The organism is Mesorhizobium sp. B3-1-8 (assembly GCF_006439495.1).
Classification (GTDB): Bacteria; Pseudomonadota; Alphaproteobacteria; order Rhizobiales; family Rhizobiaceae; genus Mesorhizobium.
Genome location: NZ_VFTK01000024.1, coordinates 60,940 through 82,475, shown reverse-complemented (window position 1 = coordinate 82,475; position 21,536 = coordinate 60,940). Strand labels below are relative to the sequence as shown.

Below are 21,536 nucleotides of genomic sequence, written 5' to 3'. Positions count from 1 at the left end.
GTTTGGCCGTAAATTATGTCCGCTTCCAGGCAATATGTTGTGATCCGGCAACGGTGCCGGCTCGATCGCCGATATAGCGCCGGAAGGCGTCCGGTCCAGACCGATCGAAGAAATCATCCGCCGGCCCGGTTGCCGCGATCGTGCCTTCGTCGAGAAAAGCCACGTCCTGGCCGATGCGGCGCGCATCTTCCGGCTGATGCGTGACGAACAGCACCGTCATTTCGCGCTCGGCATGGATGCCGGCCATAAGGTCGAGCATGTCGTCGCGCAGCGCCGGGCCGAGCGACGCGAAAGGTTCGTCGAGCAGCAAGACTGGCCGGTCGCGCAACAGCACCCGCGCCAGCGCCACGCGTTGCCGCTCGCCGCCGGAAAGCTCGCGCGGCAACCGCCTTTCCTTGCCCGCAAGACCGACCCGCGCCAGCGCCTCGGTGACGTCGGCGCGATCGGCATCGCCGAGTTTGAGCGACGGCGAGCGGCCGAGCCCGACATTGGCTTCGACCGAAAGATGCGCGAACAAATTGTTTTCCTGGAACACCATTGACACCGGCCGCGCCGAAGGCGGCGTGTTGCCGAGATCGGCGCCGCCGATCAGCACCTTGCCCGCATCGGGCGTTTCGAAGCCGGCTATCAGATTGAGCAGCGTCGACTTGCCGGAGCCGCTCGGCCCCATGATGGCGGTGATCCTGCCGGCCGCGAATTCGGCGTCGAAACTGAAGGAGGATTCGCCATAGCTGAACGAGACGCCCTCCAGCGCGACGGTGAGGCCCTTTTGCGCGGCGGCGCCATCGATGCTCGTCGTCATGACTTTCCTTCCCGCCCCAGCCAGTCGGCGGCGACCACCAGCATCAGGCAGACGAGGCCAAGCAGCAAGGCAAGCCCCGCGGCGTCGGCTGTCCGGTAGCTGCCCATGCGCGCCAAAAGCAGATAGGGCAAGGTCTGCACGGAATCGCTGCCGAACAGCGCGATCACGCCGAGATCGCCGAGCGACAGCGCCATGGCGAAGGCGAAGCCGGTGGCCAGGGGCCGCCTGAGCGACGGCCAGTCGATCAGGCTGAGCCGGGTCCAGCCGGATATGCCGAGCGCCAGGCAAAGCCGCTCGTGGCGCTCGCTCGCCGCGTCATAGGCCGGGCGAATGGCGCGGATGGCGAAGGGCATCGCCATCACCGCGTTGACGGCGACGACCATGGCCGGCGCGACGGCGAAGACATCGGTGACGTGGCGCAACGCCAGGAACCAGCCGGCGCCAAGGACGATTGGCGGCACGACCAGTACGAAGCCGGCGCCGGTGTCGGCGGCATGTTCGAGCAGGCCCATGGCGCCGCCTGCCCGGCGCCGCAGGGCCAGCGCGCGCCGCGCCGCGATCAGCGCCAGCGACAACGTCACGCTGAGCAGTGCCGCAAGCAGGGCGAGGCCCGCGCTGGTGAGCGTCGCGCGACGCACCGCCGCTTCACCCGCCAATCGGCCGAGGTCGGCCTGAAGGCCTGAAAGCACGGTCGCCGCCATCGGCCCGGCGACGAACAGCAGGGCCAGCGCGATGAGGCCAGCGTTCAGCACGCTTTCGGTCGGTCCCGCCGAAAGGTAGCGGCGTGGCGCTACGGGCAGATTGGCATCGCCGACCGTGTTGGCGCCGAGCCGCGTGAGCGCGACGACCACGACGAAGGTGAGCGCGATCTGCAGCAGCGTCAGCACCACGGCGCGCGCGGGATCGAAATCGAGGCGCAGCGCCTGGTAGATGGCGACCTCCAGCGTCGTCGCGGCCGGACCGCCGCCCAGCGTCAGCACGATGGTGAAGGAGGTTATGCAGAGCATGAAGACCAGCCCGGCGATCCCCGGCAGGGCCGCGCGCAGCACCGGCCATTCGATCAGCCGGAAAGCCGGCCGGGCGCCCATGCCGAGCTGGCTCGCCAGCCGCCACTGGTCGGCGGGAACGATGCCCAGCGCCTCGAGGAAGAGGCGCGTGGCCAGGGGCAGGTTGAAGAAGACATGCGCGACAAGGATGCCGGAGAGGCCGTAGATCCCCGGCCAATCCCCGCCGCCAAGTTCGGCGAAGACGCCGGCAAGATACCCCGCCCGTCCATAGAGCGCCAATATGCCGAGCGCGGCGACGATCGCCGGCAAGGCCAGCGGCACGGTGAACAGCTGCAGGATCAGGCGACGCCCGGGAAAGATCGGATGTCTCGACAAAGCGCGCGCAACCAGCAGCGCCGGCGCGACCGACAGCAGCGTCGACAGAGCCGCCTGCCACAGCGTGAAGCGTGCGACGCGCAAGAGATAACTGTCGAAGGCCGCGGCAGCGCCGGAGAGATCCTGCGCGCCTTCGAGGAGAAGGCCGGCGAAGGCGCCGCCAATAAGGAAGCCGATGGCGGCAAGGGCGATGACGCCAGCGGGGATGCGGGAGTCACGCGCGTGTCGCACGCTGAGCCATTTGAGTTCGAGCTAACGAGCGCCGAGTCCCTTCGCGCCCCCCTCTGTCCTGCCGGACATCTCCCCCTCCAGGGGGGAGATTAGCAACTTCAACGCCGCGCTCGATCCTGCAACGCCGGAGATTGGCGAAGGCCGGCGTGACAGCCAATCTCCCTCCTAGAGGGGGAGATGTCCGGCAGGACAGAGAGGGGGGCCTCGGCGCAAGCATCGCAGCCCTACTTGCTCATCACCGCCAGCCACTCATCCACCCAGGCCTTGCGGTTGGCAGCCACTTCCTGCGGGCTGAACAGCAAGGTCTTGGTCGGCTTGACCAATTTGTCGAAGGCCGGGTTGAGCGGCTTGTCGGTCTTGCCGGCCGGGAACATCCAGTTGGTCTCTGGAATGACGTCCTGGAATTTCGGTCCGGTCATGAAGGCGATGAACTTTTGCGCCAGCGGGTTCTTGGCGCCCGTCGTGGTGATGCCGGCAACCTCGATTTGCAGGTACTCGCCTTCCTCGAAAGAGGCCGCCTGGTAGCGCTCGGTGTTCTCGGCCACCATGTGATAGACCGGCGAGGTGGTGTAGGAGAGCACCATCGGCGCCTCGCCCTTGGTGAACAGGCCATAGGCCTCGCTCCAGCCCGGCGTCACCGTCAGCACCTTCGTCTTGAGCTTTGCCCATGCCTCCGGCGCCTTGTCGCCATAGACGGACTTCACCCACAAGAGCAGGCCTAGGCCGGGCGTCGAGGTGCGCGGATCCTGGATGACGATCTTGTCCGTGCCGGCGCCCTCCACCAGGTCCTTCAGGCTCTTGGGCGGTGTCTTCAGTTTTTGTGTGTCATAGACGACGGCGAAATAGCCATAATCGAAGGGGACAAAAGTGTCGTCGCTCCAGCCGCCAGGCACGTTGATGCCGGAGACTTCGCCATGCGGCGCGAACAGGCCGCTCGCCTTGGCATCCGCCGTCAGGTTGGTGTCGAGGCCGAGCACGATATCGGCCTTGGTGCCGGCGCCTTCCAGCTTGACGCGGTTGAGCAGGGCGACGCCGTCCGCGACCGAGACGAATTCGAGATCGCAGCCGCATTCGGCCTCGAATTCCTTCTTGACGGCCGGGCCGGGCCCCCAGTCGGCGGTGAAGCTCTCATAGGTATAGACGGTGAGCTTGTCCTTTGCCTCTGCAGGCGCGACGCTCGCCAGAAGCGAGACAAGACCGGTTGCGAGAATGAGATTGGACAGCATTGCGCGCATTGGCGCCTCCTTCGTTCGAGTGACAAGGATTGAGGCGCCGGATGGTCCGAAACGTCTAATCCCTCCGCCGGTACAAACCGGATCAGGTTCAGCGGGTTGGCTTGATCGCCTCTCAGCCGGATCACGTCCGGCACCCCGTTAGAGCGTTTCGACAGATAGGCCCCGCCGAAGCGGCGCGCAAGCGGAAGTTTGCCGAGCAGCTAATGTTCGGACGGCAGGCGCGCAACCGAAGCGCGGGCCGTCCGGCTTCCGTTTCGCTTGGAGGGCTGGTAAGGGCCACGGCCATGGGCACATTCACCATCCTGCTTGGCGGCGAGCTTATTCGCACGCCCCGGCTCGAACGCCAGATCGAAGCTTCGCGCATCATCGCCGCCGATGCCGGCATCGGCCATGCCCGCATGCTTGGACTGGTGCCGGAGCTGTGGGTCGGCGATTTCGACTCGGTGCCTGCCAATCTGCCGGATGATCTCGCCGCCGTTCCGCGAAAGGTCTTTCCGGCCGAAAAGGACATGACCGATGGCGAGCTCGCCATAGCGGAAGCGCTCCAACGCGGCGCCACCAGCCTTGTGCTGGCCGGCGCCTTCGGCGGCAAGCGCGCCGACCATGCTTTCCTGCACCTGGCGCTGGCCGTGCGGCTGGCAGAGGCCGGCACCGAGGTCTTGCTGACCAGCGGCGCGCAGGAGGGCGTTCCCATCCTGCCTGGCAAGGCCAGCTTCGACTATGACGACGGCACCTTGTTTTCGGTGCTCGGCTTCTCCGAGCTCGCCGGCCTTACGGTGACTGGCGCGAAATGGCCGCTCGACCGCGTCGAGGTGGCGTTCGGCTCCTCGCTCACTATATCAAACGAGGTCAAAGGGCAGCTTGGCATCGCGCTGGAGCGTGGCCGGGCGCTGCTTCTGGCCCACCCCTATCCTCTTCCAGAAAGCTGACATGGCGCCGCCACTCCTCAATCTCGACGGCATTAAACTGACCTTCGGCGGCACCCTGCTGCTCGACGGCGCGGCGCTCAGCGCATCCGCAGGCGAGAAGATCGCGCTGGTCGGCCGCAACGGCTCCGGCAAGTCGACGCTCCTCAAGATCGCCGCCGGCATGATCGAGCCGCAGGACGGCGAGGTGTTCCGCCAGCCTTCGGCGACCGTCCGCTATCTGCCGCAGATGCCGGATATGGACGGCTTCGCCGACGTGCGTGCCTATGTCGAGGCCGGCCTCGGCCCGGCCGACGATCCGCATCGCGCCACCTATCTGATGGAGCATCTCGGCCTGACCGGCGAGGAGCGTCCGAACGATCTTTCCGGTGGCGAGGCGCGCCGCGCCGCGCTTGCCCGCGTCATGGCGCCGGAGCCCGATATCCTCCTGCTCGACGAGCCGACCAACCATCTCGACCTGTCGGTCATCGAATGGCTGGAAGAGGAACTCGCCCGCACCTCCTCCGCCGTCATCCTGATCTCGCATGACCGCCGCTTCCTCGAGCGCGTCACGCGCGCCACCGTCTGGCTCGATCGCGGCCAGACGCGGCGGCTGGACAAGGGCTTTGCCCATTTCGAGGAATGGCGCGACCAGATGCTGGAAGAAGAAGAGCGCGAGCAGCACAAGCTCGGCCGCCAGATCGTGCGCGAGGAGCACTGGCTGCGCTATGGCGTGACCGCCAGGCGCAAGCGCAACATGCGTCGCCTCGGCGAGTTGCAGACCATGCGCCAGCGCTTCCGCAGCCATCGCGGCGCCGAAGGCACTGCCACCATGGTGGCGAGCGATGCAGCCGAATCCGGCAAGCTGGTGATCGAGGCCAAGGGCATCGACAAGAGCTTTGGCGAGCTCACCGTGGTCAAGGGTTTCTCGACCCGCATCCAGCGCGGCGACCGCGTCGGCCTGGTCGGCCCGAACGGCGCCGGCAAGACGACATTGTTGAAGATGCTGACCGGCGAGCTGGCGCCGGATGCCGGCACCGTGCGGCTCGGCGTCAATCTGGAGATCGCGACGCTCGACCAGAAGCGCGAGGCCGTCGACCCGGCCGAGACGCTGGCGCATTACCTCACCGACGGGCGCGGTGAGAACCTTGTTGTCAATGGCGAGCAGCGCCATGTCGTCTCCTACATGAAGGATTTCCTGTTCAAGCCGGAGCAGGCGCGCACGCCGGTGCGCGAGCTTTCCGGCGGCGAGCGCGCGCGCCTGCTTCTGGCCCGCGTGCTGGCGCGGCCGGCGAATTTGCTGGTGCTCGACGAGCCGACCAACGATCTCGACATGGAGACGCTGGAGTTGCTGCAGGAACTGGTCGCGGGCTTTGCCGGAACCGTGATCCTGGTCAGCCACGACCGCGACTTCCTCGACCGCACCGTCACCAGCGTGATCGCGCCGGACGGCAACGGCCGCTGGATCGAATATGCCGGCGGCTATTCCGACATGCTGGCGCAGCGCGGCGGCTCGAAGCTGGAAGACCGCAAGGCGAGGTCGAAGGCCGAGGCGAGCGAGGCTGGATCGAAAGCCGAACAGGCAGTACCCAAAGGCCCCGCCAAAAAGCTCTCGTTCAAGCAGAAATTCGCATTGGACTCGCTGCCCAAGAAGATCGAGGCGGTGACGGCCTCGATCTCGCGGCTGGAGAACAACATCGCCGACCCGTCCTTCTACGAGCGCGACCCGGCCTCGTTCCAGAAGACCATTGCCGCGCTCGACAAGGAGCGCACGACGCTGGCCGCGCTTGAGGAAGAGTGGCTGGAACTGGAGATGCTACGGGAAGAGATGGAGGGATGAGCAGCTTGCTTGCACGCAGATATGCGCTTATTCTATGCGCATGAAGAGGTAGGCCATGCTCCATTCAACTGCAAAACCGCAACGCAAATCGGTCAACACCTCGATTGATTCCAGATTGATCGAGGAGGCCAAGGCATTGGGCATCAACATGTCCCGCGCTGCCGAGCAAGGGATCGCTAAGGCAATTTCTGCCGAGAAAACGCGTCGCTGGCAGGAAGAGAACAAGGAAGCGCTCGAAAGCTCCAATGAATATGTCAAACGCAACGGTCTGCCTTTAGCCAAGCACCGGCTGTTTTGATGGCCCGTTATGATTTCTATCGGAACGCAGGAAGCGACGGTTATCTCCTTGATGTCCAGTCCGACATACTGGAACACCTCGACACCAACGTCGTCGTTCCGCTTCTGCCGCCCAACATCGCACCGTTGCCGGCGCGCAGGCTAAATCCGATCTTCAGAGTCGACGGCAAAGACCACGTGATGGTCACTCAATTCATTTCGGCTGTAATGGCTTCGGAATTGCGGGCGGCAGAAGGAAACCTTGCCAGGCATCATGACGAGATCGTCGCCGCTCTCGACATGCTTTTTCAGGGATTTTGAGCAGCGGCGCCATTGCGTCGCCGCCGCCGCTCACCCCGACGTCTTCGCCGCCCAGGCCTTCAGCGCCTCGTCGAAAACCTTCTCGCCCGGGATGCCCTTTTCCATGGTGAGCAGCGCGCGGCGCCCGGTCTTGTAGACCACCGGCACGTCGATCCAGTCCTGGCCGCGAAGCAGCGTCAGGTTGGCGTCCTCGTCCGCCTTGGTGTCGTTGAGCGCGACGAGGAAGAAGCCGTCGGCGATCTTGGCCGGAATGCCGATCAGCGGGCTGCCGGCGTCCTGTTCGGAGCTCTTCATGGCGATGCGCAGGATGTTGTCGACGCCGCCGCCGTCAAACCCTTCCGGCGTCAGGAAGATCATCTCGACGATGTGGCTGGCCGGCAGCGTCTGGTCGGTGTTGCGCCGGATCGTCATGCGCAACTGGATATTCTTGCCGGGGATCGTCGCCTCGGCGCGGATCGCCGGTTCGGGCGGCAGATCGCCGCCGGGCGATTCCTGCACCAGCGACCAGACGATGCTGCCGGGCTCGGCCGTGCCCTGCTGCGTGCTGGTGCGCTCCTCATAGAAGATCGCCTTCTGTCCTACCGGCACGATCGCAGTCGTCGGCGCTGGCGCGGGCGGCGTCGTGCCTGCGGCCGGCGGCGTTGCTCCAGCCGCCGGTGGCGTGGTGCCAGCCGCGGGCTGCGTTGCCGCGTCAGCCGCGGGCTGTGTTGTTCCGGCCGCTGGCGGCGTCGGATTGGCGGCGTCGGTCGGAGCCGGCGTTGCGGCAGGCGCCTCGGGCGTTTGCGTGGCCGGAACAGGCGGTGTCGTCACCGGCGCAGCCGGCGGCCGCGAGGTCAGCGCCGCGACGGATTCGCCTTCGCCGATCGTGGCCTGTCCGCCGGCCGGACCGGGATCGGTCTCCTTGCCCTCGGGCGTCAGGCGTTGCGTGAACTTGGCGGTGTCCGCCGGCTCGCTGGCGCTGGGCGCAGCCGGCGCGGCCGCCGTCTCCGTCGCCGGCTTGGCCGGAGCCGGCTTGACCAGCGGCTCGGTCGAGACCGTCTTGCTGCCGCCGCCAAGGCCGAAGAGCGAGCCGAACGCATTCTTGTTCAGCCATATGCCGTAGCCGCCGCCGGCGAGCACCAACAGCGCGATGAGAGCGGCGATCAAGCCGCCATAGCTGCGCTTGCGTTCCTGCCGCTGTGGCCGCAGGCGCTGGAAGGTATCGGCCGCCGGCTGCTCGTCATTGGCAAAGACATCGCCGCCGTCATCGGCATCGTCCATGCCCGTCAGGCCTATATCGTCCTCGCGCGGCGACGGCATCGGCGGCGGCGCCTTCTGCCAGGCTGGTTCGGCCTTTGGCGCGGTCTGCCAGTTCGGCTCCGTCCTTGCCGTGTTCTGCCACGCCGGCTCGGCTTTCACGGGGTTCTGCCGCGCGGGCTCCGCCTTCGGCGCGCTTTGCCAGCTTGGTTCCGTCCTGGCGGGCGCGGGCGCCGGCCTGAACGGTTCGGATTTGAACGGATCCGGCTTGGCAGGCTCAGGCGCCGCCGGCTGGCGGGAATGGCTCGGCTGGTTCTTGTTGCGGTCGATGGAGGAGAAAATATGCTCCAGCTCCGCCAGCGGATCCTCGGCCGGAACGGGTTTGGCATATTCGCGCTCGACGCTGGAGATGGCATCTTCCAGCGAGCGCTTCTGCTTGCTGACGACATCGGGCGCAAGCGGCGGGGAATACTCGGCGAGCTTCTTCGCCAGCACCGCGCGGGCACCGTCGTATATCTGTTTGCGCACCTCGAACGAAGGGTCCACCTTCTTGTCGATCTGCTTTTTCAGAACACTAACGAAATCTGCCATGCGTCAGGTGACCTGCATTCTTTCCCGCCGGCCGCAAATCAGCCGTAGCGCCGGGAAGGGCTGTGAAACTAGTCTTGAAACGGATCGGTCACAAGTATTGTGTCGTCCCGCTCGGGGCTGGTGGAGAGCAGCGCCACCGGGGCGCCGATCAGCTCCTCGATATGGCGGACATATTTGACGGCTTGCGCCGGCAAATCGTTCCAGCTTCTGGCGCCGGCCGTGGTTCCCTTCCAGCCTTCGAGCGTCTCGTAGATGGGCTCGACCCGCGCTTGCGCGCCCTGGCTCGCCGGCAGGTAATCGATCGTCTCGCCATCGAGCCTGTAGCCCGTGCAGACCTTGATCTCGTCCAGCCCGTCGAGCACGTCGAGCTTGGTGAGAGCGATACCCTTGATGCCGTTGACGGCGACGGCCTGGCGCACCAGCACGGCGTCGAACCAGCCGCAGCGGCGCTTGCGGCCGGTGACCACGCCGAACTCATGGCCGCGCGTGCCGAGGAACTCGCCGATCTCGTTCTTCTGCTCGGTCGGGAACGGTCCCTCGCCGACGCGCGTCGTGTAGGCCTTGGTGATGCCGAGCACATAACCGATGACGCCGGGGCCCACGCCCGAGCCGGCAGCCGCCTGCCCGGCCACGGTGTTGGACGAGGTGACGAAGGGATAGGTACCGTGGTCGATGTCGAGCAGCGTGCCCTGCGCGCCCTCGAACAGGATGCGCTCGCCGGCGCGACGCTTGTCGTCGAGCACCTTCCAGACACGGTCCATGTAGGGCAGGATCTCGGCGGCCACCGAGGTCAGCTCCTGCATGATCGCCTCATGCGTCGCTTCCGCATGGCCGAGCCCGCGACGCAGCGCGTTGTGGTGCGTCAGCAGCCTGTCGACCTTCAAGGGAAGTGTTTCCAAATCCGCCAAATCCATCACCCGCACCGCGCGCCGTCCCACCTTGTCCTCATAGGCGGGGCCGATGCCGCGGCGGGTCGTGCCTATCTTGGTTCCGGAATTTGAGGCGGCGTCTTCGCGGAATCCGTCCAGCTCCCGGTGCAGCGACAGGATAAGCGCGGTGTTTTCGGCTATTTTCAGGCGCTCCGGCGTGACCTCCACGCCCTGCTCCTTGAGCTTCTTGGCTTCGGCGACGAAGGCATGCGGATCGAACACCACGCCATTGCCGATGATCGAAAGCTTGCCTTCCCGCACCACGCCCGAGGGCAGCAGCGACAGCTTGTAGACCTTGCCGTCGACGACCAGCGTATGGCCGGCATTGTGGCCGCCCTGGAAGCGCACGACCACATCGGCCCGTTCCGACAGCCAGTCGACGATCTTGCCCTTGCCTTCGTCGCCCCATTGCGAGCCGACGACCACCACATTGGCCATGTTCTTTTCCCTTGAAATGCCGCGCGGGCGGCCTGAAACGACAGGCCTCTATAGCGTCTAGCGCAGGCGGGCGCGACCCTTTCTTTGCCGCCGAAACCATCCTTGGAGCATGACCCCGAACCGAAGGTCAGCGGACCCAAAAAGCGGGAACCGGCTTTCGCAAGTGACCATGCCCCACACAGGAGTTGGATCAAAACGACGCCGCCGGCGAAACGTCAACCTGATCCAGGCACAACAAATTCCGGCTTTCGCATCATTTACTTGCCGCCGCCTCCACTCTAGGCCGGGCTGAATCCTCGAACACCGAGGCCGGAACCTCCATGCACCGAGCCGCCTATCTGTTCCTTCTGTCGACCATGCTCCTGTGGGGCGGCAATTCGGTGGCGGGCAAGCTTGCCGTCGGCCATGTCTCGCCGATGACGCTGGTGTTCCTGCGCTGGGTGATGGCGGTGCTGATCCTGCTGCCCATCGGCTGGCGGACGCTGCGCGAGGATTGGCCTGAAGTGCGCAGGCACTGGAGGTTGCTTGCCGGCCTCGGCGCCTGCGGCTTCACCATCTTCAACGTCATCTTCTACACCGCGCTCAACTACACGACCGCCATCAACGTCTCGATCGAGCAGGCGGCCATCCCGATCGTCATCATCCTTGCCAATTTCGTGCTGTTCAGGCTGCGCGTGCAGCCTCTGCAGGTCGTCGGCGTCGTCCTCACCATCGTCGGCGTCGCGCTGACCGCCAGTCATGGCGACCTCGGCCAGCTCTTGAAGCTCGATCTCAACTTCGGCGACGCCATCATGCTTGTCGCGGTGCTTTGCTACAGCCTCTATTCGGTGGGGCTGCGCCTCAAGCCGGCAATCCGCTGGCAGAGTTTCATGCTGGCGCTGTCGATCGCCGCGCTGCTGATCTCCGTGCCCTTCTTCGTCTGGGAGGTCGCATCTGGCCGCGTCATCGTGCCGGATGCGCGTGGATGGGCGCTCACGCTCTATACGGCGCTTGGCGCCTCGGTCGTCTCGCAGGTCCTCTACATCAAGGGCAACGAATTGATCGGCGCCAACCGCGCCGGCCTGTTCATCAACCTGGTGCCGATCTTCGGCACGCTGCTTTCGGTGCTGATCGTCGGCGAGCAGTTTCAGGCCTATCAGGCTTTCGCGCTGGCGCTTGTCCTCGGCGGCATTGCACTTGCCGAATACAGCGGCAGCCGAGCAGCGCTGCAGGCAGGGTGATGTCTCAAATCATGCGCCAAGCAACCGCCGGGTGACGGCCATATCATAAATTAGCGGCCCGCCTGCTGCTGCAGGCGGGGCATTTCATGTCGGACGATGGATGATCGACTACTCGGCACCGACGTCGAAGCGAAGCCGCTTCGCCGAGTCGATCGACTTATGCGCGCGCACCTGCTCCAGCACTTTTTCCGGGAAGGGCGCGTCGAGATAAAGCAGCGCGATCGCATCGCCGCCCGGCCGGTTGCGGCCGAGCTGGAAGTTGGCGATGTTGACGCCGTTCTCGCCGCACACCGTGCCAAGCAGGCCGATGATGCCGGGCGCGTCGGCATTGGTGGTGTAGAGCATGTGCTGGCCGACCTCGGCGTCGAGATTGATGCCCTTGATCTGGATGAAGCGCGGCTTGCCGTCGGAAAAGCAGGTGCCGGCGATCGAGCGCGTCCTGTGCTCGGTCTTGACGGTGAGCTTGATGTAGCCGTCGAACACGCCCGACTTGTCGCGCTTGACCTCGGCAACGATGATGCCGCGCTCCTTCACCATGATCGGCGCCGACACCATGTTGACGTCGGAGACCTGCGGCCGGATGAGGCCGGCAAGCGCCGCGCTCACCAGCGCGCGCGTGTTCATCGTCGCGGTCGAGCCGTCGAACAGGATCTCGACCTCCTTGATCGGATCCTCGGTGACCTGGCCGACAAAGGCGCCGAGCACTTCGGCGAGCTTGACGAAAGGCTTCAGCCGTGGCGCCTCCTCGGCGCTGATCGAAGGCATGTTGATGGCGTTGGAGACCGCGCCCTTGATCAGGTAGTCGCTCATCTGCTCGGCGACCTGCAGCGCGACATTTTCCTGCGCCTCGGTGGTCGAGGCGCCGAGATGCGGGGTCGCCACGACATTATCCATGCCGAACAGCGCGTTCTGCTCGGCCGGCTCGACCTCGAACACGTCGATGCCGGCGCCCGCCACCTTGCCGCTCTTCAGCGCCGCGACCAGGTCCGCCTCGACGACCAGCCCGCCGCGGGCGCAATTGATGATGCGCACGCCGTCTTTCATCTTGGCGATCGCAGCCGCATCGATGATGTTGCGCGTCTTGTCGGTCAGCGGCGTGTGCAAGGTGATGAAGTCGGCGCGGGCGAAGAGCTCGTCGAGCTCGACCTTCTGGACGCCGAGCTCCTCGGCGCGGCTGTCCGACAGGAACGGGTCGAAGGCGATCACATGCATCTTCAGGCCGACGCCGCGCGTGGCGACGATCGAGCCGATATTACCGCAGCCGATCACGCCCAGCGTCTTGCTGGTGATCTCGACACCCATGAAGCGGTTCTTTTCCCACTTGCCGGAATGGGTCGAGGCATTGGCTTCCGGTATCTGTCGCGCCAGCGCGAAGATCATCGCCACCGCATGCTCGGCCGTGGTGATCGAATTGCCGAAGGGCGTGTTCATCACGATGATGCCCTTACGGCTGGCGGCCGGGATGTCGACATTGTCGACGCCGATACCGGCACGTCCGACGACCTTGAGCCTGCTGGCGGCATTGATCAGTTTCTCGGTGACCTTGGTCGCCGAGCGGATGGCGAGGCCGTCATACTGGCCGATCACCTCAAGCAGCTTTTCCTTGTCCTTGCCGAGGTCGGGCAAGTAGTCGACCTCGATGCCGCGATCCTTGAAGATCTGCACAGCGGTGGTGGAAAGTTTATCCGAAACGAGAACGCGGGGCGCCATCACGGCCTCCTTGAAGGGGATTGGATGTGTCGGAAAATGGTGGCGGCCGGAGGCGCCACGGATTTCAGGCCGCTGCCTTGAGCGACGCCTTTTGCGTGGCGAAGGCCCAGTCGAGCCAGGGCAGCAACGCTTCGAGATCGGCGGTCTCGACGGTGGCGCCGCACCAGATGCGCAGGCCGGGCGGCGCGTCGCGGTAGGAGCCGATGTCGTAGGCGACGCCCTCCTTGTCGAGCGAAGACACGATACCCTTGGCGAAGGCCGCCTGCCCGTCCGCATCGAGCGCCGCCACTTGCGCGTCGGTGAACGAAAGGCACACGGACGTGTTCGAGCGCGTCGCCGGATCGACGGCGAGGTGGCCGAGCCACGCCGACTTGTCGGCGAACCGGTTGAGCACCGCGGCATTGGCGTCCGCGCGGGCAATCAGCGCCTCGAGCCCGCCGATCGACTTCGCCCAGTGGAGCGCGTCGAGATAATCCTCGACGCACAGCATCGACGGCGTGTTGATGGTCTCGCCCTTGAAGATGCCCTCGATCAGCTTGCCGCCCGAGGTCAGGCGGAAGATCTTCGGCAGCGGCCAGGCCGGCTTGTAGGTCTCCAGCCGGGCGACGGCGCGCGGGCTGAGGATCAGCATGCCATGCGCGCCCTCGCCGCCCAGCACCTTCTGCCAGGAAAAGGTGATAACATCGAGCTTTTCGAAATCGAGCCGCTGCGCGAAGGCGGCCGACGTCGCGTCGCAAATGGTCAGGCCCTTGCGGTTCGTAGGAATGAAATCGCCATTCGGCACGCGCACGCCCGAGGTCGTGCCGTTCCAGGTGAAGACGACGTCGCGGTCGAAGTCGATCTGGGTCAGGTCGGGCAGTTCGCCGTAGCCGGCCTCGATCTTGCGCATGTCGGCGAGCTTCAGCTGCTTGACGACATCGGTCACCCAGCCGGAGCCGAAACTTTCCCAGGCGACCATGTCGACGCCGCGCTCGCCGAGCAGCGACCACAGCGCCATCTCGACAGCGCCGGTATCCGACGCCGGCACGATGCCGATGCGGTAGTCCGCGGGAACCTTGAGGATTTCACGCGTCAGCTCGATCGCCTGCTCGAGCTTGCTTTTGCCGATCTTGGCGCGGTGAGAGCGCCCGAGCGCGGCAGCTTTGAGCGCCTCGACCGACCAGCCGGGGCGTTTTGCACAAGGACCTGAAGAGAAATTGGGGTTGGCCGGACGGAGTCCGGGCTTGGTAAGCGTCGTCATCGTGGTCTATCCTTCCAGATAGTGGCCCCTCGTTGGGGAGGGGTGGCCCACGGACGGCGATATGCGCTTAGACCTTCGGCGTCAAGAACAAAGTTTTTGTCGCTGTCAGGATATTCCCTTCGAATGATGCTCGATCCGAAACGAAAACGGCGGGGCCTTCAGGACCCGCCGTCGAAACCTCTGCGCCTACTCCGCTCACCAGAGATCGTAACGCAGCCCAAGCTTGATCTGATGGTTGCTGATCCCCTTGTGGACAGGGAAGGAATTCAGGCTTGCGGCCGTAACATATTCGGCATCGGGCGCGGAGAAATACTGATAGCCAAGATCGATCAGGACATTCTTCGAGACCTGGTAGGCAAGGCCGGCGTTCAATGTGTACGCCAAGGAATATTTCGTTTTGCTGCTGCGCTGAGAGAAGTCGTCGCTTGCGTCACCGTTGTCGGTGAAATAATCCGCCGAAAGGCTGTATTTGCTTTGAACGATGCCGATACCAGCGCCAATATAGGGCGTGACGCCGACATATGTGCCAAGGTCGACATAGCCGTTCAATATGCCTGAGAAGGCATAGTTCTTGAGGCTTCCAGCTCCCACGGTCGCCGTTGCCGGCGCCACCACGGTGGCTGTGTCGTCATAGCTGAAGCTGGCTTTGTTGCCGGGCAGGTATCCGAGGTTGAGATCGGCGCGGAGATAGTCATTGAAATGATACCCGAAGCCGACGCTCGCGAAATAGGCGTCCTCGCTCTCGCTGAAGCTTGCGCTGGCGATCGCTGACGGGAAGGTGAAATCCCCGTTTTTGAAGCTCTTCTGCGGCAGATAGGCGACATCGCCGCGCAGGTACCAGCCCGAGCCGATCTCGACCGGCTGGTAGTCCGGCGCCTGGTCGGCATAGACCGGCGGATCGTAGTCCGCCGCCAGCGCCGGCGTCATCGGCAACAGGATGGTTGCGGCAAGCGCTGACGCGATACGCGATCTGGATATCATGGTCCCCGGCTCCCGAAATTGGCGCCAGCCGCGAACGCGGGCGCCGTTTCAAGGAGCCATTGTTAACCATAGTGGTTAAGTGCGGGTTAAGGATAACAGCCGGTTACCGAATTGATTTTGATTGGATTTTAGCGGGTCATAGGAAAGCGAAGGCCGCCCGGCTGGCGCCGGGCGGCTGACGAATTTCGAGATAATGAAGACGATTACTTGGTGTAGATCGGTTCCGGTTCCGGCTGGTAGGCCACCGGGGCGGCGCAGCCATTGTTGCCGCCGAACTGGTAGCGCAGGCCGCCGCGCACTTCATGGGTATTGATGCCGCGATCGAAGCCCGGTCCGGCGCTGCTCGCATCCCAGTCGAACATGCGCCCGCCCTGGATGTGGGTGAAGCGGTAGCCCGCGTCGAGGATCACCCTGTCGGTCAGGCAGTAGGACGCGCCGGCCATGAGGGCATAGGCGAAGCGCCAGTTGGAAGAGCCGGGATTGGTCTCCGTGGTATTCGGATCATGGACCGTGTCCCACTTGACGTGCGCGCCGCCGATGCCGGCGCCGACATAGGGCGTGACGCCGTGCCAGGTGCCGATATCGACATAGGCATTGGCCAAGAGCAGCAGGGCGCTCATGCTCGACACTTCAGTCGATATCTGGACCGGCGTGGTCGTCAGGTCCGAAGTCTGGCCGTTGAAGTTCGACTTGAACCAGTAGTCCGCGGTCACGTCCGTGCGAAAATAATCGTTGATCTTGTAGCCGACGCCGCCGCCGAGCGAGAAGCCGCCCTTGAGCTTGCCGAAATCGAAGCTCTTGCTGCCGGGCGTGACCGAGCAGTTACAAGGATCGACAGCGTAGGTCATGTAGTCGATGCCGCGCACGGTCGACTTGTGATAGTCGATGTCGCCGCGGATGTACCAGCCGCCGACATCGATCGGCTGCTGTTCGACGACCGGCGGCGGCGCCTCTTCGATTTGCGGTTCGGGGAGGTCGGCCGCGAAGAGCGGTCCGGCCAAGCCCGCGAACAGCGCGGCAAGCAATGCCATTCTTGCTGTTTTGAACATTCTGTCACCCCTAAGAAGCCTCGGGACGACATCGCCCGAAGATGATTGACCTCGGGTGTGGATAATGAATTGCAAAGGTTAAAAGCCGTTTAACCGTACCGATTAACCACGAATCTATACAATTTTAGAGGGAACCCCGTTGTCCGAATGACCCGCTCGGCGACGAAAAAGCCCGCCTGGCGACGGGCTTGAAGACCTTGTTGAAACCCGGCGGCCGGCTTCAGGCGGCGCTGCGGGTTTCCTGCAGGATGCCGACAATATCGTTGACGACCGCTTCGACCAGCTGCGGATCGTCGCCCTCGGCCATGACGCGGATGAGCGGCTCGGTGCCCGAGGGCCGGATGACGAGGCGGCCGGACGTGCCGAGCCGGTTGCGCCCTTCCTCGATCGCCGCCTTGACCGGCGCTTCCTCCAGCGGCTTGCCGCCCGAGATGCGGACATTCTTCAGGAGCTGCGGCACCGGCTCGAACTTCTTCGACAGCTCGCTGACCGGGCGGTTCTGCCGCTTGATGCAGGCCAGCACCTGCAGCGCCGAGACGAGGCCGTCGCCGGTGGTCGAGAAATCGGAAAGCACGATGTGGCCCGACTGCTCGCCGCCGACATTCAAGCCGTGCGCGCGCATATGCTCGACCACGTAGCGGTCGCCGACCTTGGTCCGGTGCAGCTGCAGCTTCATGTCGCCGAGGAAGCGTTCCAGGCCGAGATTGGACATCACGGTGGAGACGACGCCGCCGCCGGCCAACCTTCCGCTCTGGTGCCAGGATTCGGCGATCAGCGCCATGATCTGGTCGCCGTCGACGATCGCGCCGTTCTCGTCGACGATGACGACGCGGTCGGCGTCGCCGTCGAGCGCGATGCCGATGTCGGCGCGCACCTCGTGCACCTTCTTCTGCAGGCCGGCCGGATGGGTCGAGCCGCATTCCTTGTTGATGTTGAAGCCGTTCGGCTCGACATTGATCGCCACCACCTCGGCGCCGAGTTCCCACAGCGCCTCGGGCGCCACCTTGTAGGCTGCGCCGTTCGCGCAGTCGACGACGATCCGCAGGCCCGAAAGCGACATCGAGCGCGGCAGCGTGCGCTTGGCGAATTCGATATAGCGATCATGCACGCCGTCGACGCGCTTGGCCCGGCCGAGCCCGTCGGAATCGGCGAGCGCCAGCTCGATGTCCTTGTCGAGCATGCCTTCGATGCGCTCCTCGATCTCGTCGGAGAGCTTGTATCCGTCGGGACCGAAGAGCTTGATGCCGTTGTCGTAGTAAGGATTGTGCGAGGCCGAGATCATCACGCCGATGTCGGCGCGCAATGAGCGCACCAGCATCGCGACCGCGGGCGTCGGTATGGGACCGAGCAGGAACACGTCCATGCCGGCGGCGCACAGGCCCGCCACCATCGCGTTCTCGATCATGTAGCCGGAAAGCCGCGTGTCCTTGCCGAGCACGACGCGATGACGATGATTGCCGCGCTGGAAGGAGAGCCCGGCGGCCATGCCGACGCGCATGGCGACCTCGGCCGTCATCGGAAATTTGTTGGCGCGTCCGCGGATACCGTCGGTGCCGAAATACTGACCTGCCATGTGCCTTACAGTCCCCGTCGGTTCTTCAGCCGCCCGTATTGCCACAATTGGGGCCGCATCCGATCATCAAATTTCGTGATTATATATTACCAATCCTTAGAAAAACATTGTCGCGGGCGGCGCAAGTGATTCGGCAGCCTATCACCACCTTTGACTTGGCGGCGCTACACCTGCCCGTGCGAGGCTCTTCGGCGCCCTATCCACCGGCAAAGCTTGACTGGCGGCGAACCGGCAAGCAATTCATCACCTTATCGGGAGCAACACACTTTGTGACGGTGCCCATGCCGGAAGCATCTGGCGCAACCGGACATTGAGAGTTATTGATTTTGGCATAGGGACACTTATTGGCGGCAGCAAGGGAGAAAACGCCATGCTTATTCATAGACTTGCAGCTTTGACGGGTATCACCGTCGCAACCTTGTTCTTGGCGGCGCCGGCCAACGCGCTGACCATGGCCGAGTGCAGCACCAAGTATAACGCGGCCAAGGATGCGGGAACGCTCGCTGGCCAGACCTGGAACCAGTACCGCAAGGCGCAGTGCGGCAGCGACGCTTCCGCCGCCACCGACACCAAGGCGGCGACAGACGCCAAGGCGGCGACCGATACGAAGGCCGCCGACACCAAGCCCGCCAAGAAGACGAAGGCGGCCGCCGCCGCTACCGACGACGCCGCCAAGGGCCTGAGCTCCAAGGAATGCAGCGCCAAATACCAGGCTGCGAAATCCGCCGGCACGCTGAACGGCATGAAGTGGAACGACTTCCGCAAGGCCGAGTGCGGCGCCGGCGCAACCGCCGCGGCGGCAACCGCGCCCGCCAAGACGGCCAAGACCTCGACCGCGGCTGCCGACGGCGGCAAGGGCCTGAGCATGGCCGAATGCAGCACCAAGTACCAGGCTGCGAAAACGGCGAACACGCTCAAGGGCATGAAGTGGAACGACTTCCGCAAGGCCGAGTGTGGCGCGGGCGCCGACGATGACGACACCGTGCCGGCTCCGACGGAAGCCACCTACACCAACGAGCCGGCGAAACCGTCCGTCGCCGCGCCGAAGGGCGTCAGCTTCCCGAAGGCGATTTCGCCGAAATTCGCCACCGAGACCCCGGCCAAGGGCCGCATGCATACCTGCCTCGAGCAGTACTACGCCAACAAGGATGCCAACACGCTGAACGGCCTGAAGTGGATCCAGAAGGGCGGCGGCTTCTACAGCCTGTGCAATGCCAAGCTGAAGAGCTGATCGCTTAGTCTCTTCCAGAGAAGGCCCGCGCATCGCAAGATGCGCGGGCCTTTTTGTTGGGTGGCTAACAAAGGTCATACCCACGCTACAAGGAGGCTCGCCGTCGGCTACGCATCGAAGCAAAATTCTCAACCGTTGCAACGCCTTAGCATCACGGCATGGATTCCAGGGTCTGCGCGCGTCGCTCCGCTCCTTGCCCCGCCCTAGAATGACGACCGCAAAGTAGCGATCCTTCGCCCCCTCTGCCGGACATCTCCTCCACAAAGGGGGAGATTGGCTGTCGCGCCGGGTTTCGCCAATTTACCAGCCGCGCCAGCTAAACCTTTGGCGCTCCCAAAACCAAAACGCCGCGGTTTGATCCGCGGCGTTTGTTTGTATCGTCTACCGAACCTCAGCCCTGCGGCTGCGGTTCCATGCCGCCTTCGGGCTCCGGGCCCTTCTTGCGGCGACCGCCGGTGCCGGCCTTCGGCACGGCCGAGCCGCGGCTGGGCGGGGTGTCGTCGCCGAGGTCGCGGGCGGGCTTGTTGCCGGCGATCAGCTGCTTGATCTCGTCGCCCGACAGCGTCTCGTATTCGAGCAGCCCTTCGGCGAGCGCGATCCATTCCTTCTTCTTCTTGGTCAGGATGGTCTTCGCGGTCGAATAGGCGTCGTCGATCAGCCGGCGCACTTCGGCGTCGATGATCTGGGCAGTCTCTTCCGAGATGTTCTGCGTGCGCGCCACCGAATGGCCGAGGAAGACCTCTTCCTGATTGTCGCCATAGGCGACGTGGCCGAGCTTGTCGGAGAAGCCCCAGCGCGTGACCATGGCGCGTGCCAGCTTGGTCGCCTGCTCGATGTCGGAGGAGGCGCCGGAGGTGATGTTCTCCTTGCCGAACTTGAACTCCTCGGCGACGCGGCCGCCCATCATGATGGCGAGCCGCGAGACCATGTATTTGTAGCTCATCGAATAGCGGTCGCCTTCCGGCAGCTGCATGACCATGCCGAGCGCGCGGCCACGCGGGATGATCGTCGCCTTGTGCAGCGGATCGGCGGACGGCACGTTGAGCGCCAGGATCGCGTGGCCGGCCTCGTGATAGGCGGTGAGCTCCTTCTCGGCCTGCGTCATGGCCGACGAGCGGCGCTCGGCGCCCATCATGATCTTGTCCTTGGCGTCCTCAAACTCGGCCATGGTGACGAGCCGCTTGTTGCGGCGCGCCGCCATCAGCGCGGATTCGTTGACGAGGTTCATCAAATCGGCGCCGGAAAAGCCCGGCGTGCCGCGCGCAACCACCTTGAGGTCGACATTGGGCGCCAGCGGCACGTTGCGTACATGCACCTTGAGGATCTTCTCGCGTCCGACGATGTCGGGGTTCGGCACCACGACCTGGCGGTCGAAACGGCCTGGCCTCAGCAGCGCCGGGTCGAGCACGTCGGGCCGGTTGGTGGCGGCGATAAGGATGATGCTTTCGTTGGATTCGAAACCGTCCATCTCGACCAGCAGCTGGTTCAGCGTCTGCTCGCGCTCGTCATTGCCGCCACCGAGGCCGGCGCCGCGATGGCGGCCGACGGCATCGATTTCGTCGATGAAGATGATGCAGGGCGCGTTCTTCTTGGCCTGGTCGAACATGTCGCGCACACGCGATGCGCCGACACCGACGAACATCTCGACGAAGTCCGAGCCGGAAATGGTGAAGAACGGCACGTTGGCTTCGCCGGCGACGGAGCGGGCGAGCAGCGTCTTGCCGGTGCCGGGCGGTCCGACCAAGAGCACGCCGCGCGGGATCTTGCCGCCGAGGCGCTGGAATTTCTGCGGATCGCGCAGGAATTCGACGATCTCTTCGAGGTCTTCCTTGGCCTCGTCGACGCCGGCGACGTCCTGGAAGGTGACGCGGCCATGCGCCTCGGTCAAAAGCTTGGCCTTCGACTTGCCGAAGCCCATGGCGCGGCCGGAGCCCGATTGCATCTGCCGCATGAAGAATATCCATACGCCGAGGATCAGGATCATCGGCAGCCACGAGATCAGATAGCCGAACAGCGAATTGGAGCCGTCGGTTTCGGGCTTGGCGGTGATGGTGACGTTCTTGTCCTGCAGCCTGGAGACCAGCGACGGGTCGCCGGGCGAGTAGGTCTGGAAGCCATTGGCGTTGTCCGTGTAGTTGCCGAAGATGCGGGCGCCGGCGATGGTCACGCTCTTGACCCGGCCGGACGCGACATCCTGCAGGAACTGCGAATAGGCGATATCCGTCGTGGCACCGCGCGTCTGGGGCGTCTGGAAAAGATTGAACAGGGCGATGAGCAGGACCGCTATGATCGCCCAGAGCGCGAGGTTGCGATAATTCGGATTCATCTATTGTCCCGTTGGGGTCC

The 21,536-nt window shown here is 64.5% G+C and carries 17 protein-coding genes and 1 riboswitch; of the genes, 6 read left to right on the top strand and 11 right to left on the bottom strand.

The genetic code is table 11. The features are described 5' to 3' along the window. Positions 1 to 13: 13 nt before the first annotated feature. The 3 genes from thiQ to thiB all read right to left on the bottom strand — a co-directional run bounded on the left by thiQ (position 14) and on the right by thiB (position 3,650). The gene (thiQ, locus tag FJ424_RS21960; RefSeq protein ID WP_140654971.1) at positions 14 to 802 is read right to left on the bottom strand and encodes a thiamine ABC transporter ATP-binding protein; all 789 of its coding nucleotides are present in this window, start codon (positions 800 to 802) and stop codon (positions 14 to 16) included. Beyond that, the gene (gene thiP / locus FJ424_RS21955; RefSeq protein ID WP_140654968.1) at positions 799 to 2,415 is read right to left on the bottom strand and encodes a thiamine/thiamine pyrophosphate ABC transporter permease; all 1,617 of its coding nucleotides are present in this window, start codon (positions 2,413 to 2,415) and stop codon (positions 799 to 801) included. Before thiP ends, thiQ begins: the two co-directional genes overlap by 4 nt. Positions 2,416 to 2,639: 224 nt before the next feature. Continuing rightward, positions 2,640 to 3,650 (bottom strand): thiamine ABC transporter substrate binding subunit, encoded by a 1,011-nt coding sequence (gene thiB / locus FJ424_RS21945; RefSeq protein ID WP_140654965.1) that lies wholly within the window; start codon positions 3,648 to 3,650, stop codon positions 2,640 to 2,642. Positions 3,651 to 3,692: 42 nt separating this feature from the next. Further along, positions 3,693 to 3,798, bottom strand: a riboswitch (TPP riboswitch). A gap of 136 nt (positions 3,799 to 3,934) precedes the next feature. On the opposite strand from thiB, the gene FJ424_RS21940 reads away from it, so the two are divergent. Genes FJ424_RS21940 through FJ424_RS21925 form a run of 4 tightly spaced genes read left to right on the top strand, consistent with a single transcriptional unit; the run spans position 3,935 to position 6,992 of the window. Beyond that, positions 3,935 to 4,579: a thiamine diphosphokinase gene (locus FJ424_RS21940; RefSeq protein ID WP_140654961.1), complete on the top strand. Its 645-nt coding sequence runs from the start codon at positions 3,935 to 3,937 to the stop codon at positions 4,577 to 4,579. Position 4,580: 1 nt separating this feature from the next. Next, positions 4,581 to 6,395, top strand: a complete 1,815-nt coding sequence (locus FJ424_RS21935; RefSeq protein ID WP_140654958.1) for an ABC-F family ATP-binding cassette domain-containing protein — start codon at positions 4,581 to 4,583, stop codon at positions 6,393 to 6,395. Between the two features lie 55 nt (positions 6,396 to 6,450). Beyond that, the gene (locus tag FJ424_RS21930) at positions 6,451 to 6,693 is read left to right on the top strand and encodes a type II toxin-antitoxin system CcdA family antitoxin (protein WP_140645840.1); all 243 of its coding nucleotides are present in this window, start codon (positions 6,451 to 6,453) and stop codon (positions 6,691 to 6,693) included. Next, positions 6,693 to 6,992, top strand: a complete 300-nt coding sequence (locus FJ424_RS21925) for a CcdB family protein (protein ID WP_140654955.1) — start codon at positions 6,693 to 6,695, stop codon at positions 6,990 to 6,992. The genes FJ424_RS21930 and FJ424_RS21925 overlap by 1 nt, the downstream gene beginning before the upstream one ends. 30 nt (positions 6,993 to 7,022) lie before the next feature. Here the strand turns inward: FJ424_RS21925 and FJ424_RS21920 are convergent, their stop codons facing one another. Continuing rightward, complete coding sequence (locus tag FJ424_RS21920) at positions 7,023 to 8,819, bottom strand: hypothetical protein (protein ID WP_140654952.1); 1,797 nt, start codon at positions 8,817 to 8,819, stop codon at positions 7,023 to 7,025. A 68-nt stretch (positions 8,820 to 8,887) separates the two neighbouring features. Beyond that, positions 8,888 to 10,186: an adenylosuccinate synthase gene (locus FJ424_RS21915; protein WP_140645843.1), complete on the bottom strand. Its 1,299-nt coding sequence runs from the start codon at positions 10,184 to 10,186 to the stop codon at positions 8,888 to 8,890. A 320-nt stretch (positions 10,187 to 10,506) separates the two neighbouring features. On the opposite strand from FJ424_RS21915, the gene FJ424_RS21910 reads away from it, so the two are divergent. Further along, complete coding sequence (locus tag FJ424_RS21910) at positions 10,507 to 11,406, top strand: DMT family transporter (protein ID WP_140654949.1); 900 nt, start codon at positions 10,507 to 10,509, stop codon at positions 11,404 to 11,406. Positions 11,407 to 11,514: 108 nt separating this feature from the next. On the opposite strand, the gene serA is transcribed toward FJ424_RS21910, so the two are convergent. From serA to glmM, 5 genes are all read right to left on the bottom strand, one after another. Further along, positions 11,515 to 13,116, bottom strand: coding sequence for a phosphoglycerate dehydrogenase (gene serA / locus FJ424_RS21905; RefSeq protein ID WP_140654946.1), 1,602 nt, complete (start codon positions 13,114 to 13,116; stop codon positions 11,515 to 11,517). Positions 13,117 to 13,180: 64 nt separating this feature from the next. After that, the gene (locus FJ424_RS21900) at positions 13,181 to 14,356 is read right to left on the bottom strand and encodes a phosphoserine transaminase (protein WP_140654944.1); all 1,176 of its coding nucleotides are present in this window, start codon (positions 14,354 to 14,356) and stop codon (positions 13,181 to 13,183) included. A gap of 195 nt (positions 14,357 to 14,551) precedes the next feature. After that, positions 14,552 to 15,337 (bottom strand): outer membrane protein, encoded by a 786-nt coding sequence (locus FJ424_RS21895; protein ID WP_140654941.1) that lies wholly within the window; start codon positions 15,335 to 15,337, stop codon positions 14,552 to 14,554. A gap of 203 nt (positions 15,338 to 15,540) precedes the next feature. After that, the gene (locus FJ424_RS21890; RefSeq protein WP_140654939.1) at positions 15,541 to 16,386 is read right to left on the bottom strand and encodes an outer membrane protein; all 846 of its coding nucleotides are present in this window, start codon (positions 16,384 to 16,386) and stop codon (positions 15,541 to 15,543) included. Positions 16,387 to 16,606: 220 nt separating this feature from the next. After that, the gene (gene glmM, locus FJ424_RS21885) at positions 16,607 to 17,959 is read right to left on the bottom strand and encodes a phosphoglucosamine mutase (protein ID WP_140654936.1); all 1,353 of its coding nucleotides are present in this window, start codon (positions 17,957 to 17,959) and stop codon (positions 16,607 to 16,609) included. Positions 17,960 to 18,329: 370 nt separating this feature from the next. Here glmM and FJ424_RS21880 point away from each other — a divergent pair, with 370 nt between their 5' ends. Further along, positions 18,330 to 19,190 (top strand): hypothetical protein, encoded by an 861-nt coding sequence (locus FJ424_RS21880; protein WP_140654933.1) that lies wholly within the window; start codon positions 18,330 to 18,332, stop codon positions 19,188 to 19,190. A gap of 391 nt (positions 19,191 to 19,581) precedes the next feature. Here FJ424_RS21880 and ftsH read toward each other — a convergent pair whose 3' ends face one another. Beyond that, positions 19,582 to 21,516, bottom strand: coding sequence for an ATP-dependent zinc metalloprotease FtsH (gene ftsH / locus FJ424_RS21875; RefSeq protein ID WP_140645850.1), 1,935 nt, complete (start codon positions 21,514 to 21,516; stop codon positions 19,582 to 19,584). Between the last annotated feature and the right edge of the window lie 20 nt (positions 21,517 to 21,536).